Annotated in this window: 15 protein-coding genes; 9 read left to right on the top strand and 6 right to left on the bottom strand. The window is 44.6% G+C overall.

Annotated elements, in window-relative coordinates; all coding sequences use genetic code 11:
- Positions 1-48 precede the first annotated feature (48 nt).
- Positions 49-1,260: a carbohydrate porin gene (locus AB4329_RS02510; protein ID WP_372137623.1), complete on the bottom strand. Its 1,212-nt coding sequence runs from the start codon at positions 1,258-1,260 to the stop codon at positions 49-51.
- Between the two features lie 583 nt (positions 1,261-1,843).
- Between AB4329_RS02510 and AB4329_RS02505 the strand changes: the two genes are divergently transcribed.
- A complete protein-coding gene (locus AB4329_RS02505) occupies positions 1,844-2,752 on the top strand; it encodes a LysR family transcriptional regulator (protein WP_017039121.1) in 909 nt (302 codons plus the stop codon).
- A gap of 59 nt (positions 2,753-2,811) precedes the next feature.
- Here the strand turns inward: AB4329_RS02505 and AB4329_RS02500 are convergent, their stop codons facing one another.
- A complete protein-coding gene (locus AB4329_RS02500; protein WP_017071821.1) occupies positions 2,812-3,198 on the bottom strand; it encodes a hypothetical protein in 387 nt (128 codons plus the stop codon).
- A gap of 17 nt (positions 3,199-3,215) precedes the next feature.
- Positions 3,216-4,877: an aminoacylase gene (locus AB4329_RS02495; RefSeq protein WP_372137622.1), complete on the bottom strand. Its 1,662-nt coding sequence runs from the start codon at positions 4,875-4,877 to the stop codon at positions 3,216-3,218.
- Positions 4,878-5,312: 435 nt separating this feature from the next.
- Between AB4329_RS02495 and AB4329_RS02490 the strand changes: the two genes are divergently transcribed.
- Together AB4329_RS02490 and AB4329_RS02485 are read left to right on the top strand one after the other, a co-directional pair.
- Complete coding sequence (locus AB4329_RS02490; protein WP_372137621.1) at positions 5,313-6,875, top strand: glutamate synthase-related protein; 1,563 nt, start codon at positions 5,313-5,315, stop codon at positions 6,873-6,875.
- Positions 6,876-7,124: 249 nt separating this feature from the next.
- Positions 7,125-7,646: an NADPH-dependent FMN reductase gene (locus AB4329_RS02485; protein ID WP_372137620.1), complete on the top strand. Its 522-nt coding sequence runs from the start codon at positions 7,125-7,127 to the stop codon at positions 7,644-7,646.
- Between the two features lie 110 nt (positions 7,647-7,756).
- On the opposite strand, the gene AB4329_RS02480 is transcribed toward AB4329_RS02485, so the two are convergent.
- On the bottom strand, positions 7,757-8,569 hold the full coding sequence (locus tag AB4329_RS02480) for an enoyl-CoA hydratase/isomerase family protein (RefSeq protein WP_136975921.1): 813 nt from the start codon (positions 8,567-8,569) through the stop codon (positions 7,757-7,759).
- A 130-nt stretch (positions 8,570-8,699) separates the two neighbouring features.
- Here AB4329_RS02480 and AB4329_RS02475 point away from each other — a divergent pair, with 130 nt between their 5' ends.
- The 4 genes from AB4329_RS02475 to AB4329_RS02460 all read left to right on the top strand — a co-directional run bounded on the left by AB4329_RS02475 (position 8,700) and on the right by AB4329_RS02460 (position 11,345).
- The gene (locus AB4329_RS02475; RefSeq protein WP_012604456.1) at positions 8,700-9,659 is read left to right on the top strand and encodes a LysR family transcriptional regulator; all 960 of its coding nucleotides are present in this window, start codon (positions 8,700-8,702) and stop codon (positions 9,657-9,659) included.
- Positions 9,660-9,812: 153 nt separating this feature from the next.
- Positions 9,813-10,262, top strand: coding sequence for a redox-sensitive transcriptional activator SoxR (soxR, locus tag AB4329_RS02470; RefSeq protein WP_017062186.1), 450 nt, complete (start codon positions 9,813-9,815; stop codon positions 10,260-10,262).
- A gap of 146 nt (positions 10,263-10,408) precedes the next feature.
- On the top strand, positions 10,409-10,789 hold the full coding sequence (locus AB4329_RS02465; RefSeq protein WP_102393686.1) for a VOC family protein: 381 nt from the start codon (positions 10,409-10,411) through the stop codon (positions 10,787-10,789).
- A gap of 136 nt (positions 10,790-10,925) precedes the next feature.
- Positions 10,926-11,345, top strand: a complete 420-nt coding sequence (locus AB4329_RS02460) for a globin (RefSeq protein ID WP_017071826.1) — start codon at positions 10,926-10,928, stop codon at positions 11,343-11,345.
- 111 nt (positions 11,346-11,456) lie between these two features.
- On the opposite strand, the gene AB4329_RS02455 is transcribed toward AB4329_RS02460, so the two are convergent.
- The gene (locus tag AB4329_RS02455) at positions 11,457-12,227 is read right to left on the bottom strand and encodes a DUF481 domain-containing protein (RefSeq protein WP_102320542.1); all 771 of its coding nucleotides are present in this window, start codon (positions 12,225-12,227) and stop codon (positions 11,457-11,459) included.
- A gap of 138 nt (positions 12,228-12,365) precedes the next feature.
- Here AB4329_RS02455 and AB4329_RS02450 point away from each other — a divergent pair, with 138 nt between their 5' ends.
- Positions 12,366-12,755, top strand: coding sequence for a DUF4345 domain-containing protein (locus AB4329_RS02450; RefSeq protein WP_017071827.1), 390 nt, complete (start codon positions 12,366-12,368; stop codon positions 12,753-12,755).
- 9 nt (positions 12,756-12,764) lie between these two features.
- Positions 12,765-14,267 (top strand): arylsulfatase, encoded by a 1,503-nt coding sequence (locus AB4329_RS02445; protein ID WP_372072962.1) that lies wholly within the window; start codon positions 12,765-12,767, stop codon positions 14,265-14,267.
- A gap of 112 nt (positions 14,268-14,379) precedes the next feature.
- Here AB4329_RS02445 and AB4329_RS02440 read toward each other — a convergent pair whose 3' ends face one another.
- Positions 14,380-14,865, bottom strand: coding sequence for an Lrp/AsnC family transcriptional regulator (locus tag AB4329_RS02440; protein ID WP_102320540.1), 486 nt, complete (start codon positions 14,863-14,865; stop codon positions 14,380-14,382).
- Between the last annotated feature and the right edge of the window lie 18 nt (positions 14,866-14,883).

Below are 14,883 nucleotides of genomic sequence, written 5' to 3'. Positions count from 1 at the left end.
AGGTTAATAACGATATTTTCCTTAATATCATTTGTACGTGTGTTTAATTTAGAACTCGAATTTTGCTTTTAGGGCAAATACCACATCGGTTTTATTCTGGATTAAATTGATGTTGTCGAAGCCATTGGTCAGATCAACCGCGGTGTGATTCAGAACTTGCACACTTGGAGAAATTTGCAGCCATGGTGTGATTTGAGCTCGGTAATACGCTTCAGTTGTATATTGGTCGTCTAAGTCCAACCCTTGCGTTGTGCTCTCCATTGGGCTTGCCCAGTTAACTGCCAGTCCAAACATGTCTTGGTTTCTCTGTGCAGGAATGTAACCAAAGCCGGCGCTTACTGAGGCGTCATACATGGCTCCGCCATCTTGAGCCCATCCAGCCCTAATGAAAGGCAACCAACGTGCAGCCACTAAACCTGATAGAGACAGGTTGATACCGTAACCTTCATCATCGTTTCCAACTGCGTCACGCTGCCATAGGCTGATATGAGCATTGCTGATGAACAGCATATCTTTACTTGGTGTCCAACCGAGTTCTAAGCTTTTCCAAGTGGCCCCTGTGTCAACGAGCTCTTTGGCTCCTTCAACTAAGTCAGAAGCGTTGCCTTTAGCATCAAGAATACTGGCCGAGCCATAAATGCTATCTGAGAAAAAACCGCCGGCCATAACACCCAGTGCACCATCAGGCAATCCACCAATCGTTCCACTTCCGGAAGTAAACACACCACTGTTGAAGTCATTCCATGGGCTAGCTAACGCATAAAAATCGGTGTAATCCGTCATGTCTAAGAAACCGGCGTAAACCACCATCTGTTCTTGCAGTAGAGATTGACGCCAAAATAAATGAGTGGTTCTAAAGCCTTGATCACCATATAAGGAGTGAGCAAAACCTAAGTAACCGAGATCGGCCAAACCGTATTCTTTCGGGGAGTTTTCTGTGTATTTATGTCGATGCTCAAACTTGAATACAATTCCGCCTTTGTCTCCATCTTCTGTCTCTATAAGATCCCATTGACCAAAGACTCTTAATGCTCCTGCCGCAGCAGATGCATCCCCAAGAGGATCAATCGCTCCCATACTCAGCATGTTGTAATCCATGCCCAACTGTAAGCCATGCTCTTTTTGAAGGTTTTGCTTGGTTTCATTCCATGAATCGTAATGTGAACGCGAAGTCGAGGACTCTACTGACATTACTTCAGCGGTTGTTGCCCCTGATGCCAATATCAGAGCAATCGTTGACATATTCAAAAGATGTTTCATTTTAACCTCTTAGTAATTACGACTCAGCTTGGTTAATCAAATACGCTGAGTGCAAAAATAATGATGTATCTACTTTAGGATTGGATGACTGAACTTGATTGTTACTTCGCCATAAGTGTTCTCAACTCTAAGCTCTCCCCAGCGAGATTTATCTTGTGATAAAGGTGTTGCTAGACGGAGTGTTGTTTTCAAGGTGCTGCTTTCAAGATCGCCGTCGATATATGTGTATTCCGGATTGAAGGTGAAAAAAGTGCCATCGTCGCCAGTTTTTAACGTTCAGGAATGCCGCAGCAGTACCACCAATCGCGGTTTGGTTGTTGATGCCAAATCCACCGCTTTGGATAAAGTCTTCTTTGTATTCGTATCGGTATTTCACATAGGTTGTTTAGATAAGCCGGAATGATATAAACGTTTAATGGAAACTCAGAATTGCTATTGTCTGACGTGATCAGACAAACTATTTGAACCTTGTTGTTTTTTTTTGAGGTGGAAGTCGTAACCTATGCATGTTCTGTCTATACTCATCACGTCAAAGTGATTGATTTGAAAGTAATAAAGCATTATTTGAATATTGGAGTCATCTATGAATTTCAGCCTCGAGCAACTCTCCACCTTTGTGACGGTTTACGAGCAAAAATCTTTTAGCAAGGCTGCCGCTAAGCTAGATAAACACCGTAGTACCATCGGGCAAGTTGTTGTCAATTTAGAGGATATTCTTGATGTCGCACTCTTTGAGCGCAAAGGTCGCAGTGTTGAAGCAACACAAGAAGGTAAATTACTTTACCGCTATGCCAAGCAAGCCGTTGAGCAGCTAAAAGCCTTTGATAAAATAGCGCTCAACATCTCCCAAGGCGAACCAGAAACCATCAATATCGGTTATCTAAGCTTTATGCCACAGCTCATTTTGGCTGATATCAGAATGCAATTACAAAAAGACTTTCCAGGTTGTCGAGTCAATATGCTGGTCATGAATAAAAAGGAGATTGAGCAGGGGATTGAAGATGGGACACTGCACTTCGGTTTTTTGAATACTCATGAGAGTAGGGCGATGAATAGCTTTCACGCGGTTTACCTAGAAACCCTTACGCTGCTCCCATTCGCAAGTAAAGGCAGTGAACTGAGTAAAACGCCACCAAACGAACTGTTCTCTAAGTTAAAAATATCTAAGCAGTTAATCTTGAAATCATTAATCGATGAAGGGATGGCAGATAAAGTCACCCTTTCTGCTAACTATGAGCTTGTTGACCAACTTGCGCTTGTGATCCAATTGGTTCGGCTAGACTTAGGTTGGGCGTTACTTCCTCGCTCTGTTATTTACTCTGAATTTGTGCAGCAGAATTTAGTTGAGCTCAAGCCTACTGAGATTAAAAAAGGTTTAGAGGTTCCCATTTCTTTATGGAGCCCACATTCTTTACATATTGAAGGGATAAGGGAATCTATCGTTACTGCTGCTAATGAATACATCCAACACGTTTATGATGAATACTTCTAACTTGGGTTTATTAGATGAAAAAACAGCCAGTAAAAATCACTGGCTGTTATGAGGGCATATTAGTGCGCGTTAGGTAGATCGTCTCCAATCGCTTGTCGTAACTTCATCAGTTTCGTTCTTTGCCAGATATTCGTCCTTGATATCTGAATCTCGAACTCTTGATGTTCATCACAAAAGATCGCTGATGGCAATTGGTCATAACTTCCGATCAAATCATCAACTTGCACCTGAGACAAATTGGCGACATCTACGCCGACTTCGCTTACATATGAGGCCAGTTTACTCTCCTGAACTAACGTTGGCGCTTTCGGTTCTTTGACAGATATTTGTTGTCCTGTTTGTTTAAAACTAGACACATCAAATCCCATATCATCGATGCTAGTTGCACTTGTCGTTCCTGAAAACGAACCCGTGAGTAGCAATGCACATATAGCCTTTTTGATCATGATTACCTCACTTTTTTCTATAGTTGCGGATTGCCAGAGGCACCCGAGTCATCGATAGAAATCGTTGGTACTGTTAGGTTTTCCAAGAACTTTTCTTTGCTCAATCCTTCAAATCGCGATTCATCCGATGGTGTGTTACGAATGGGTTGGCCTGCCCATACTTTTTGGAACTCAGCTTCTTTAACCACTTGCTCACCATTTACGATGACATAAGAAATACCGGTTGTTGGATTGCCTTGTTCTTTGGCTTTGTAAGTCGCATTATCGGTTACGTTTTCTGGGTCGAAAATGGTGATATCCGCAACCATGCCTTCTTGCATACGACCACGAACTTTCATTGATTCAACACCCGCATCACCTAGATGCTTTGCTGCCCAGTAAGACGTTTGAGCAAGTGTGAATAACAATGGTACGCCTTCTTCACGTGCCATACGTAATACTTTGCCTCGAGTACCCGCAGTTCGAGGGTGACCTTGATATTCTGTTGGATCGGCATCCCAAGAATCAGTACCTAAACCTGAATAGATAGAATCTGCTGCAACGGTCATGTTTGGAATTTGTAGCCAGTATTTCATCCAATCTTTACGTGCAGGGCTAAACAGAACCACCAAGTGACCCGGTTCTTCAGCGGCAATGACCAGATACTCTTCTTTGGTCAGAAATTTATCGCGTGTTGGGTCGTACATCATTTCTTCATACTTCGCGTTGTACATCCCTTCCACAGACTCCGGTACAAGGAAAGATGAACCAATCGCAGTGGATGCCGCATCATATGGATAGTATTCAGACCACATCACTAAGCCTTTCTCTCGTGCAAGCTTTAGCTTTTCTTCTACTTCCCACCAACCGAAGTCGTTGTTGTGGAGCATCAAAAATGGTAAGTCGAGAAGCATCGCATTGGTAAAGATTTCGTCAAAACCCAGCTGTGCTTCTGGATTTGAAGGGTTAGCGTGAAAACGGGTATGTGATGATACAAATCGGTCCCAGTTTGCTGCGACTTTCATGGACTCGTACATCTCAAATGCCGTCAAACCATCTTTCATATAAGCGGTTGTTGAAGCTAGGTTCAATGCACCTTCTGCAAAGCCTTGATCAAGAACAGAAAGGATTTGGTTCATCTGCTCGATATCAGCTTTGGTCTCAGACCAGCCACTCACACCGTCTTTAGCCGCTTCAGTTCGAAGCGAGCCAAGAATCGTAGTTGCATCATGTGGGCCTGTAATTTTCACTTCAGGATCTAGGATTTGAAGACGAGCTCCTTCGTGGCTGACACCAGTACCGTAGTTCAGTGGCCATTTACCCGCTTTTTCTTCATACCACTCACCGACGCGAATCGCACCGACTTCCAGATCCATACCCGTTGTTACACCATCTAGGGCTGCAAGCTTGATAGATAAACCATCTAGCGAGTGAAAGTGGGTATCAATGAAACCTGGGGCAACCACTTGATTTGTTGCATCGATTGTCTCATCACCGTCGAGTTTTTCTGCCGTGATTTTGATGATTTGACCATCTTTGATCCCGACGTTTAATACAGCATCCAGCATGCTTTCAGGGTCCATCACTCGTCCATTCTCGATAACTAGGTCGTAATCCGCGGCAAAAGCACCTGACGCACCTAGGCACAATGCGATACTAACAAGTCCGCTTATACGGCCTTTCTTGAATGATTTTTTCATGATTTCTCTCTTTGTTGCTGGAAAGGTTAAAGTGTTTACCTATTTCAGCTGAAATTAATTGTCGTACTGCCGTTTGTATTTCTGGCTTACCTTTGGAAGCTGAGATAATTCTAGCTCAATTTTTATATAACAAAATTTCAGTTTGTCTGATCTAACCCTACAAACTTAAAACTTGAGTTAATGATGAGAGCCTTGGTGTTGGTCTTTAAAAGTGGTTTTCCATTATTTAGACAGAATAGATATTGTTGAGGCATAAAACCAAGATATGAATATCAGCACGATGGCTATCGGTTTGATGGTGATTCAGGCTTTAGACTGGAGTCGCTTTACTTCATCCGTTTATTGAATTAGCCGCGTATCTCACCTTTACTTTATTCTTGCGAGCAAGTCATCGCTTCAGTCATCAAATCATAAAAAAGAAAAGGTGAACGAACTATGAAGAGTCCAGTAATCGCGGATAACAAACCCGTCAAAATCGAGCTGACAGAGGGAGAAGAGTATTACTTCTGTACCTGCGGGAAATCGAAAAGCCAACCGTTTTGTGACGGTTCTCATGCTGGTACGGGGTTCAAACCGAAAAGCTTTGTCGCCGAAGAGAGCGGAGACGCCTACCTTTGTCGCTGTAAGTATTCCAACAACCTTCCTTTCTGCGATGGCACTCATAAACAGTTCACAGCGGAACAAGTTGGGCAAGAAGGCCCGGAGGTTCACATTCAAGCGGCTGCGCCAGATTTGTCGCCAGCTGCGAGCGCAACCAAAGAAGAACCTACCGTCGAGTTTATTCATCAACTGGCGCGTGATGGTTTATCCAAGGTTGGACATCATGGGCCAATGACCTCCATGGGCGTTCCAAGACATCTATTGCCTCACTGGGACGATATTCAAGTGATGGTCGCGCAAATGGCCACCAAGCCTTTGCTGGAGAATGTGCCCGTTGGAACTGAACTGATTATTGGCCCCAAAGCGAAGAAGCCACTCAAATTGGACATCTCTTTGTTTGTGTCTGATATGAGTTTTGGCTCGCTATCTGAAGAAGCAAAAGTCTCATTGGCGAAAGGTGCCGAACTCGCAGGGACGGGTATCTGCTCCGGTGAGGGCGGTATGTTACCCGAAGAGCAAGCGGCAAACTCACGTTACTTTTACGAACTAGCCAGCGCACAATTTGGTTACGATGAATCTAAGCTCAAAAATGTCCAAGCCTTCCATTTTAAAGGTGGGCAGGGTGCTAAAACCGGAACAGGTGGTCACCTACCGGGGGCGAAGAACATTGGCAAGATAGCAGAGGTGCGTGGCATTGAAGCGGGTACCGCCGCGATTTCTCCACCCACCTTTATTGATCTAAAAACCGTCGAGGATTTCAAAAATTTTGCCGACCGAGTTCGAGAAGTGACGGGCGGGATCCCAATTGGCTTCAAGTTGAGTGCTAATCATATTGAAGAGGATATTCAGTTCGCACTTGATGCCAGTGCCGATTACATCATCTTGGATGGTCGAGGTGGTGGTACTGGGGCGGCACCAGAAATGTTCCGTGACCATATTAGTGTGCCGACCATTCCAGCGCTTGCTCGTGCCAGAGCCTATCTGGATAAACAAGGCGTCAGTGACAGAGTCACCTTAATCATTACTGGTGGGCTTCGTGTTCCGATGGACTTCGTAAAAGCGATGGCGCTTGGCGCTGATGGGGTCGCTATCTCAAACAGTGCCATGCAGTCGATAGGTTGTGTTGCCGCCCGAATGTGTAACACCAATAATTGCCCTGCGGGTATCGCGACTCAAAAAGCCGATTTACGCCAACGGTTAAATGTCGAGAAGGCATCGAATCAATTGAAGAATTTCTTCGAAGCCTCGACTGAATTGATGCAAGTGATGGCGAGAGCGTGCGGTCATGATCATTTGAATCAGTTTAACCCTCACGATTTGGCAACATGGAATCGCGAAATGGCCGAACTATCTGGAGTCGCTTACTCTGGTGTCAGTTCACCAAATCAACTTAAGTAAATAGTATTTCGATAAAGCACACTCACTGTATTTTGGGTGTGCTTATTTTTGTCTGTGTAATGCCAATCTATGTTTAACCTTTCGTAATTAACTGCTTTATAAGTGTTTTTAAGTTATTTCCTGTTTTTTTGAAAATATCGCTTTACCTCAAGTTAACTTGAGGTTTTATCATCATCCCCAATCTAAAAACACAATCTATCACCTTGTCACCTAGTGCATAAAGGTGAGAAAAATGAACAAGGATCAACAATGAAAGTATTAGCGATTGGCGCGACCAACAGTAAAGCATCGATTAACCAACAATTGGCAGCGTACACCGCAAGCTTAGTTGAGGGCGCACAAGTAGAGGTGCTCGATCTTAATGATTTCGAGATGCCTATTTATAGTGAAGATAGAGAAAAAGAGTCCGGCGTTCATCAACACGCGCAGCGCTTTTTTAGCAAGATTGGCGAAGCTGATGCTGTGGTCATCTCTTTTGCAGAGTACAACGGCTCATACACCGCAGCCTTTAAGAATGTGTTTGATTGGACATCACGAATCGACATGAAAGTGTACCAAGGCAAACCTGTTGTGATGCTCTCCACATCACCAGGCCCAGGCGGCGCAAACTCTGTGTTGTCGTCTGCGGTAAATTCGGCACCTTACTTTGATGCAGATGTGAAGGGGTCGATGTCGGTGCCAAGTTTCTACGACAACTTTAATGTAGAAACGGGTGAGATCATCAATGCCGAAATGGCCGAGAGCCTGAAATCGATCATGAGTCAGATCTAACTGCTTCAGTGAGTGAGAGAATTACTACATCGGTGCACAGATAAATAGATAAATAAGTAGATACATACATAAATGGCCATCAAGCGATGGCCATTTAATTGCGTCATTGTCTATTGTGATAACTCTGCTGCGGTGTCAACGAAGATACCTTGAATGTCTTTCGCTTCACGCTCAGTTTGACCACCGTGTTTTAGAAACGCACCGATAATTGCTGCGGTTTTCTGCTCTTTTGCGCGCTCTAAGAAGTAACGAAGTTCTAGTTCAGCGCCCGCTTGCTCATCTTTGATTGAGGCAGCGATGATCTCTTTGTACATCACGATATCACGTACTTCTAATTGGCTGATTACACCGAGTGTCGCTGCTAAGAAACCCTCTAGCTCTGCCTTCGGTACAAACTGCGTGATGATGTTACGCTCTTCTGCTTGTTGAGCCGTAAAATCGTTACCAAGCAGCAAAGCTTGTAGCGCTTTGTTTTTGCCCATGCGTCTTGCAAATTGAACTGCGCCTTGGCCACCCGTTGGGATGTTTACATGAATTTCTGGTTGTGCGAACGCCGAGTTTTCAGTGCCGTAAGCAAGGTCACACGCCATCACAAATTCATTACCGCCCCCACGAGCTACGCCATCAACTACCGCGACAGAGACTTGTTTCATCGCTTTAATGTTCTCAATCATGTGGTTGAATTCAATCGAACCAGCTTGTCCACCTTGTGTACCGTTGATCACATTGAGATCTAGGTGAGCCAGAAAGAAGCTCTCATGTAATGATTTGAAGACCACAACCTTAGTATCACGATCATCTTTCAATGAAAGTACAAAGGCATTGATCTCGTTGATCAAGTCGAAAGTCAGCACGTTCACTGGTGGGTTGTTGATCGATACTGTTGCGATGCCATTTTGGTTAGTCACAGATAGTAGTGTCATGGGGTGTTCCTCTATTAGGTCGGGACTGAATGTTGTCTCCGTTATGTGCAGCTACTATAGATTTGTAATAAGATGAGAAAAATAGTCATATTGGCACTTGATTGGTGCCTTAAATGCAACAAAGGGCGTTATGGATATATCGAGTCGTTTATTATTGTTACTTGAAGTGGTTGAGCTGGGTTCGTTTGTCAAAGTGGCGGAGCAAAGAAACGTCGACCGTTCCGTTATCTCTAAACAGATCAGCCGTCTTGAAGAAGAGCTGGATGTTCGGTTACTCAATCGAACCACTCGTTCGTTATCTCTGACAGCTGCAGGCAATGAGATGGTCAATCAAGCGCATCAGCTTCGTGCACTGTTGAACGATACTCGACGCTTGGCGCAAAATTATCATGCAGAGCCTCGAGGGTTATTAAGAATCACCAGCTCGACCATGTTCGGTCGACAATATGTTCAGCAGGCGATTGCGGTTTTCCAGAAGCAGTATCCAGATGTTGATTTTGAATTGAGACTCGAAGACCGAATCGTCGATATGGTTAAAGAAGGGTTTGATATTGGTTTCCGTATTGGTAAGCCCAAAAACTCCAGCCTAATCAGCCGTAAGATAGCCAGAAGTCGATTGCTGATTGTCGCTTCACCTGAGTTCATTGCTCAGCATGGCGAGATCAACACCATCGAAAAGTTAGAGTCATTACCTGCGACTATCTATGCCGCTCCGGGTTTGTTGATTGATAAGTTTTCTTATGTCGATCAAGAGGGGCAAGCGCAGCATTTCCAGCTTAATGCCGCTTATAAAGTGAATGACGTTGAGATGATTTCCAAGAGCGCGCTAACTGGCAGTACTCTCGCGGTTGTCACGGCGCAGATGATTGAAGATGAAGTGCTCAGTGGAGAGTTAGTGCCTATTATGACTCACTTAAACTTGGATGACTTTGGCACTTTCTATGCGGTGTACCCACATCGAGATGCACCCATAAAAACCAAGCTCTTCATTGATACATTGAAAACCATTGTCGGTGAAGATAAACCTGTGTGGGAGCAAGGCATTCCCGGGTTTGACGACATGTATGGTAATCAGCGAACAAAATCATAGCTCAAAAAAATCAATACGTTAGGTTGCTTTGTTGCGCGTATTTTGTAATCTAGCCCAAACCTAAGTTTGAACGCAAACTTCAAGTTAAAATGAACTATAGTATACTGGTTATTATCAGGAAGAAACGGCTATTCAAACAGGAAGTGAAAGATCATGAGAAACATCGTATACCTCACCATAGGCCAGTTGGCTGAGCGCAGTGGCGTGGCTCCTTCGGCCTTACGCTTTTACGAAACCAAGGGGTTGATTGCTTCAATTCGTACTAACGGAAATCAGCGCCGTTATCAGTCGGCGATGTTGAGAAGAATTGCTTTGATACAAGTCGCGCAGTCGATAGGCTTCACGCTGGAAGAGATCACCGAAGAATTATCGACACTGCCGATGAACCATACCGCGACTAAGCGAGACTGGGAGCGGGTTGCTAAGAAGTGGCAGGGTCAACTCGACAGCAAAATGGCGCAGATTAAATCGCTACAAGAGAACTTAACCGGCTGTATCGGTTGCGGATGCTTGAGTATGCAAAAGTGCAACTTGCTAAATCCTGATGATATCTTGCATGACCAAGGGCAGGGCGCACAACGAATTGTTGAACAGACTAACTGAGTTCCCGAAAGGCATGGAGCAACGAACTAAGTTTCAGGTGTTTGCTCAATGGGTTAAGCAACAGTTGTGACCGAATAGCGTGCCTAGACAAACACGAATTATAGGTCTAGTTTAGGTTGTTCTTTCAATAGAAGAAGAGGTTAGTTATGTTCAGCCATGTTTTTCTCGGTACCGAAGATATTGAACGCGCGAAGGCTTTTTATGACCCAATCATGAAAGTGCTTGGTTATAGCGAAGGCTCTGTTGATTCTAAAGGGCGCTGTGTTTACGTTAGTCAAACAGGTGTGTTGGGCTTAACGAAGCCGATTGATGGTCAGCCTGCGACTCACGGCAACGGCATGACGGTGGGTTTTCTTGCGTCTTCTCCTGAAGTTGTAGATGAGTGGCATCGAGTTGGCGTCGAAAATGGCGGTACCAGCATTGAAAATGGCCCCGGAGCGAGAGGTTCTGACGAGCGTCGCTTGTACATGGCTTATTTGCGAGATCCTGATGGAAACAAGATTTGTGCAACGCACTTTATGCCGTAGTTTACGTTATGCCATCGTTCATTTTATGCCACAGTGGCGTATACTTAGATCATATTGATGGTTCGGAGTTGGCTAAGTTGCGGCTCTGGACTTGTTAGCTTCCCGATAACTCAAAATTTTGCAAAGGACTGGCTAGATGAAACCGAACGAACTGTTTTATGAAAGTTTTGAGCGCTGCCGGATTGACCAAGAATTTCTCGAAACGTTTTTGGCTGATTTTTGCGAGCATAACCCAAGGTTTTCAGAACGTTTTGAAAATATAGGGTTAGAGCAACAAACCAAGATGCTTAAAGCCTCGATCATTCTTATCTATAACTCTGCTGGTCTACCAAGCGTGCGTAACTCAGTAAAGAAATTGGGTAAAAGGCATAAAGACCTAGGGCTGGATATTTCCGAGATTGAGCTCAACGAGTGGTTCAATTCGTTACTCAATACAGTTAAAAAATATGACCCTCACTACGATGAAAGCGTCGAACAAGCTTGGACAGAAACTCTCGAGGCCGGCTTAACTATCATGAAGAAAGAGTGCGTAGTTCCAAACACTGTGAATAACTAGGTCGTTGATGGGTAGTTTTGCTTGTTCGTTAGTTAAAACCGGCATTAACTCTTGAAAGATTGACATTGTCAGGTAAGCCTAACGATATCAGGCTTACCTCTTATTGTTTGACTAGAAATGAGCAGCCCAACCAATCAGGAACCCTTGCGATGCGGTATCGTATTCAAAGGTCCCCTTGTTTTCGTAATCAACCCAGGTCGATTTGTAGGCAACATTTAAGTCAGACCAACTGTTTATCTGGTATCGCACGCCAGTTAACAGAGATGAGGTAAAGTTGGTGTCACTACCAAGCCCTGCATCAATGGTTGCGTGAAACTTCCAATCCTTATTGATCTGCGTTATCCATCTCACACCTACTTGGTAGTCAACCCAATCTTCATCAAGTGATCGGTCGACACTTAACCTACCACCTGAACCGTAAAGCTTGGTATCAATGTCGTTATCCCACCAACGAAGCCCAAACAGATAATCAATCGTGCCAAAATCGTATTGGTAGCGCTTAAAACCCTTCACATCTAAAACACCTTGTCGGATATCAAGGTTGCCTCTTAATAACTCTGCGTTGGATCCTAATACCGAGTTTGTTTTTCCGCTTAGTTTCATGAAGCTGTAGTCAATGTAATAGCCCCATTGATTGTCATAGTCACCCTCTAAACGCACCATTGCGGTCATATCAAGATGATCCATGATGAATGAAGGATCAACATCAACATCTGCTGACAAATTACCAATGGTGCTGTCTCCACGAATATTGAGTGCGAGCGCGTAGATTTCGAAACTATGTTGCCACTTTTTTGTATCCATCGGTGTACTTGCTTCTTGCGCACTTACGGTTGAACTAGCCATTAATACTGATGCGATTAGGTAACGCCATTTAGCCATATCGATATCCTTATCTTTTGTGTGAAGTAGCAAGTTTATGAATGTGCCTTCCGGGGGGCAATTTTCATATATGCAACTTGTATATTGCTGATTGTAGACTATGTTTTTTGAAATGAGCCAAGTTAAAAGAGTTAGGGTATGAAGCCACAGAGTATTTTCTTGTTCGTTGCAGTTTTAGGTTTAACACCTATTGCACTGTCTTATGGTTATGCCCCCGTAGTCTCTCTTGACTATCTATTTGGTATCGACGCCACACCCATCAACGTTACTCATATCTTTCGTGCAGTGATGGGGCTTTATTTAGCTCTGGCGTTGTTTTGGGTGTTTGGCGCACTGTTCAAAAAGTATCGACTGCCAGCGCTCTATAGTTTGGTGGTATTCATGTTGGGTTTAGCTGCCGGACGAGTCATCAGTTTGGTGGTGGATGGCATGCCGCATTGGCTACTTTTTGTTTATCTAATATTGGAGTTGGGCTTTGGTTTAGTTGGTTTAAAAATGATTCATAAAGAGCAATCTGAAACAGTATAAGGACATTCTATGAAAAGGATTTTCCACCTTGTTGTGATGAGTGTGTTGAGTAGCTTTTCGCTATCGGCATGGTCAGCACAAGAGCAACCGAATATTTTTGTTATCTTCACGGATGATATTGGGATCTCAAACCTGAGTGCTTATCACAATGGTGTGATGAGTAGTGAAACACCAAACATCGATAGTATTGCTGAAAAGGGCATGCTACTCACAGATTATTATGCGCAGCCATCGTGTACGGCCGGGCGCTCTGCATTCTTAACGGGGCAACTTCCTGTTCGAACAGGCATGCACTCTGTTGGGTTACCGGGTGGCCCAGTTGGTTTAAGTGCTGACACGCCAACGCTTCCTGAGGTTCTTAAAACCATGGGTTATGTGACGGGTCAATTTGGTAAGAACCACCTTGGTGACCGAGATGAATTCCTACCAACAATGCACGGATTTGATGAGTATTGGGGTTGGTTGTATCACTTGAATGCAATGGAATACACAGAAGATCCAGATTGGCCAAAAGATGGCTCTTTGGATGCCTTTGCACCTCGTAATGTCATATACGCAAGATCAGACGGTAAAGGTGGTCAAACGATCGAAGACGATGGTGCATTGTCGATCGAGCGTATGCGTACACTCGATGACGAAGTAAATAAACACGCGATCAACTTCATCGAAAGGGCGGTTGAGGCGGATAAGCCCTTCTTCACTTGGTACTGTCCATCACGCGGTCACGTTTGGACGCACCTTTCACCTGAATACGAAGCGATGCTCGGCCAAAACGGTTGGGGCCTTCAAGAAGTGGTCATGAAAGATCTTGATGATCACGTCGGTGAGATGATGGCGAAGATGGAAGAACTCGGTATTGCCGACAACACCATCATCATTTTCACTGCCGATAACGGCCCTGAGATCATGACTTGGCCTGATGGCGGCATGACACCTTATCACGGTGAGAAAGGCACAACTTGGGAAGGTGGCGTAAGAGCCCCTGCTCTGGTTAGCTGGCCGGGTAAAATCCCTGCGGGTACTGTAGGCAATGGCATCTTTGATGGTATGGACTGGTTACCCACTCTGGTCGCTGCGGCTGGTGGTCCAACGGATCTAAAAGAAAAACTGCTGAAAGGTCACGATGGCTTTAAAGCGCACCTTGATGGTTACAACCAAGTGGATATGCTGACTGAGAAAGGCGAGTCAAACCGTAAAGAGATCTACTACTACGAACGAGACAAGCTGCAAGCGGTTCGTGTTGGTGATTGGAAAGCGCATTTCGTGGTTCAGAATCACGGTTGGAGTGGCCCGAAAGAAGAACTTAACGCGCCATTGCTGTTCAACCTGCGTCGTGATCCTTACGAGCGAGCAGCTGAAGAGTCGGGTATGTACTTGAAATGGATGGGGCAGAAGATGTGGGCATTTGGCCCTGCTCAAGCGGCGGTACAGCAACACCTAGCGACCTTCAAAGAGTGGCCACCTAAGACGCCAGAAACTCAGCCAGACAATACCGGTGGTGTGGGGAATTAGCGTACACTCACTTCCAGAACCTAAATAAACAAAGCTCAGCCCCTAAGTTTTAGAAACCTAGGGTGTTGGGCTTTTGTTTTGCTAAAAGAAAAAGGCTATCAGAAGAAGTGAACTAGTCCTCAAGAGGAAGCTGATAGCTGTTTTTCAACTCTTTTACTGAGATGTTCGACTGAATCGCACTCACGCCTTTGACTCGTCTGATCGAGCTAATACGCTCAAAGTACTCTTCCAAATCTTTGGCCAACACTTGCACCATGTAATCGGCGCCGCCTGCAATGCAGTGACACATAGGAATCCAATCGGTTACCGCGACAAATTCTTCGAATGGTTCTGTGTTTTCAACTTCATGGTTACCCAAGGTCACAAGAGTAAAACCAGCCACATGAAAGCCTAATTTCTTACGATTCAGCTTAGCGGCGTAACCATCGATATAGCCAGTTTCCTCCATGCGTTTCCAACGACGCCAGCATGGGGTTTCGCTGAGGTTGACCTTCTCTGCGAGCTTGCTGTTGCTCATGCGTCCGTCTTGCTGGATATGCTCTAAGATGGCGATATCTGTGTCATCCAATACTTCTTTGGTGGATTCTTTCTGTTTCATGGCTATTTTGGAAAATTC

Origin of the sequence: Vibrio sp. 10N.261.54.A5, from assembly GCF_041471145.1 — a bacterium.
GTDB classification, from domain to species: domain Bacteria; phylum Pseudomonadota; class Gammaproteobacteria; order Enterobacterales; family Vibrionaceae; genus Vibrio; species Vibrio crassostreae_C.
Note: the sequence above shows the minus strand (reverse complement) of the source record. Positions and strands in the feature narration are given on the sequence as shown.

Excerpts from the sequence above, each read along its gene's own strand:
- AB4329_RS02510 (WP_372137623.1), bottom strand. The coding sequence starts at position 1,260 with ATGAAACATCTTTTGAATATGTCAACGATTGCTCTGATATTGGCATCA.
- AB4329_RS02505 (WP_017039121.1), top strand. The coding sequence starts at position 1,844 with ATGAATTTCAGCCTCGAGCAACTCTCCACCTTTGTGACGGTTTACGAG.
- AB4329_RS02500 (WP_017071821.1), bottom strand. The coding sequence starts at position 3,198 with ATGATCAAAAAGGCTATATGTGCATTGCTACTCACGGGTTCGTTTTCA.
- AB4329_RS02495 (WP_372137622.1), bottom strand. The coding sequence starts at position 4,877 with ATGAAAAAATCATTCAAGAAAGGCCGTATAAGCGGACTTGTTAGTATC.
- AB4329_RS02490 (WP_372137621.1), top strand. The coding sequence starts at position 5,313 with ATGAAGAGTCCAGTAATCGCGGATAACAAACCCGTCAAAATCGAGCTG.
- AB4329_RS02485 (WP_372137620.1), top strand. The coding sequence starts at position 7,125 with ATGAAAGTATTAGCGATTGGCGCGACCAACAGTAAAGCATCGATTAAC.
- AB4329_RS02480 (WP_136975921.1), bottom strand. The coding sequence starts at position 8,569 with ATGACACTACTATCTGTGACTAACCAAAATGGCATCGCAACAGTATCG.
- AB4329_RS02475 (WP_012604456.1), top strand. The coding sequence starts at position 8,700 with ATGGATATATCGAGTCGTTTATTATTGTTACTTGAAGTGGTTGAGCTG.
- soxR (WP_017062186.1), top strand. The coding sequence starts at position 9,813 with ATGAGAAACATCGTATACCTCACCATAGGCCAGTTGGCTGAGCGCAGT.
- AB4329_RS02465 (WP_102393686.1), top strand. The coding sequence starts at position 10,409 with ATGTTCAGCCATGTTTTTCTCGGTACCGAAGATATTGAACGCGCGAAG.
- AB4329_RS02460 (WP_017071826.1), top strand. The coding sequence starts at position 10,926 with ATGAAACCGAACGAACTGTTTTATGAAAGTTTTGAGCGCTGCCGGATT.
- AB4329_RS02455 (WP_102320542.1), bottom strand. The coding sequence starts at position 12,227 with ATGGCTAAATGGCGTTACCTAATCGCATCAGTATTAATGGCTAGTTCA.
- AB4329_RS02450 (WP_017071827.1), top strand. The coding sequence starts at position 12,366 with ATGAAGCCACAGAGTATTTTCTTGTTCGTTGCAGTTTTAGGTTTAACA.
- AB4329_RS02445 (WP_372072962.1), top strand. The coding sequence starts at position 12,765 with ATGAAAAGGATTTTCCACCTTGTTGTGATGAGTGTGTTGAGTAGCTTT.
- AB4329_RS02440 (WP_102320540.1), bottom strand. The coding sequence starts at position 14,865 with ATGAAACAGAAAGAATCCACCAAAGAAGTATTGGATGACACAGATATC.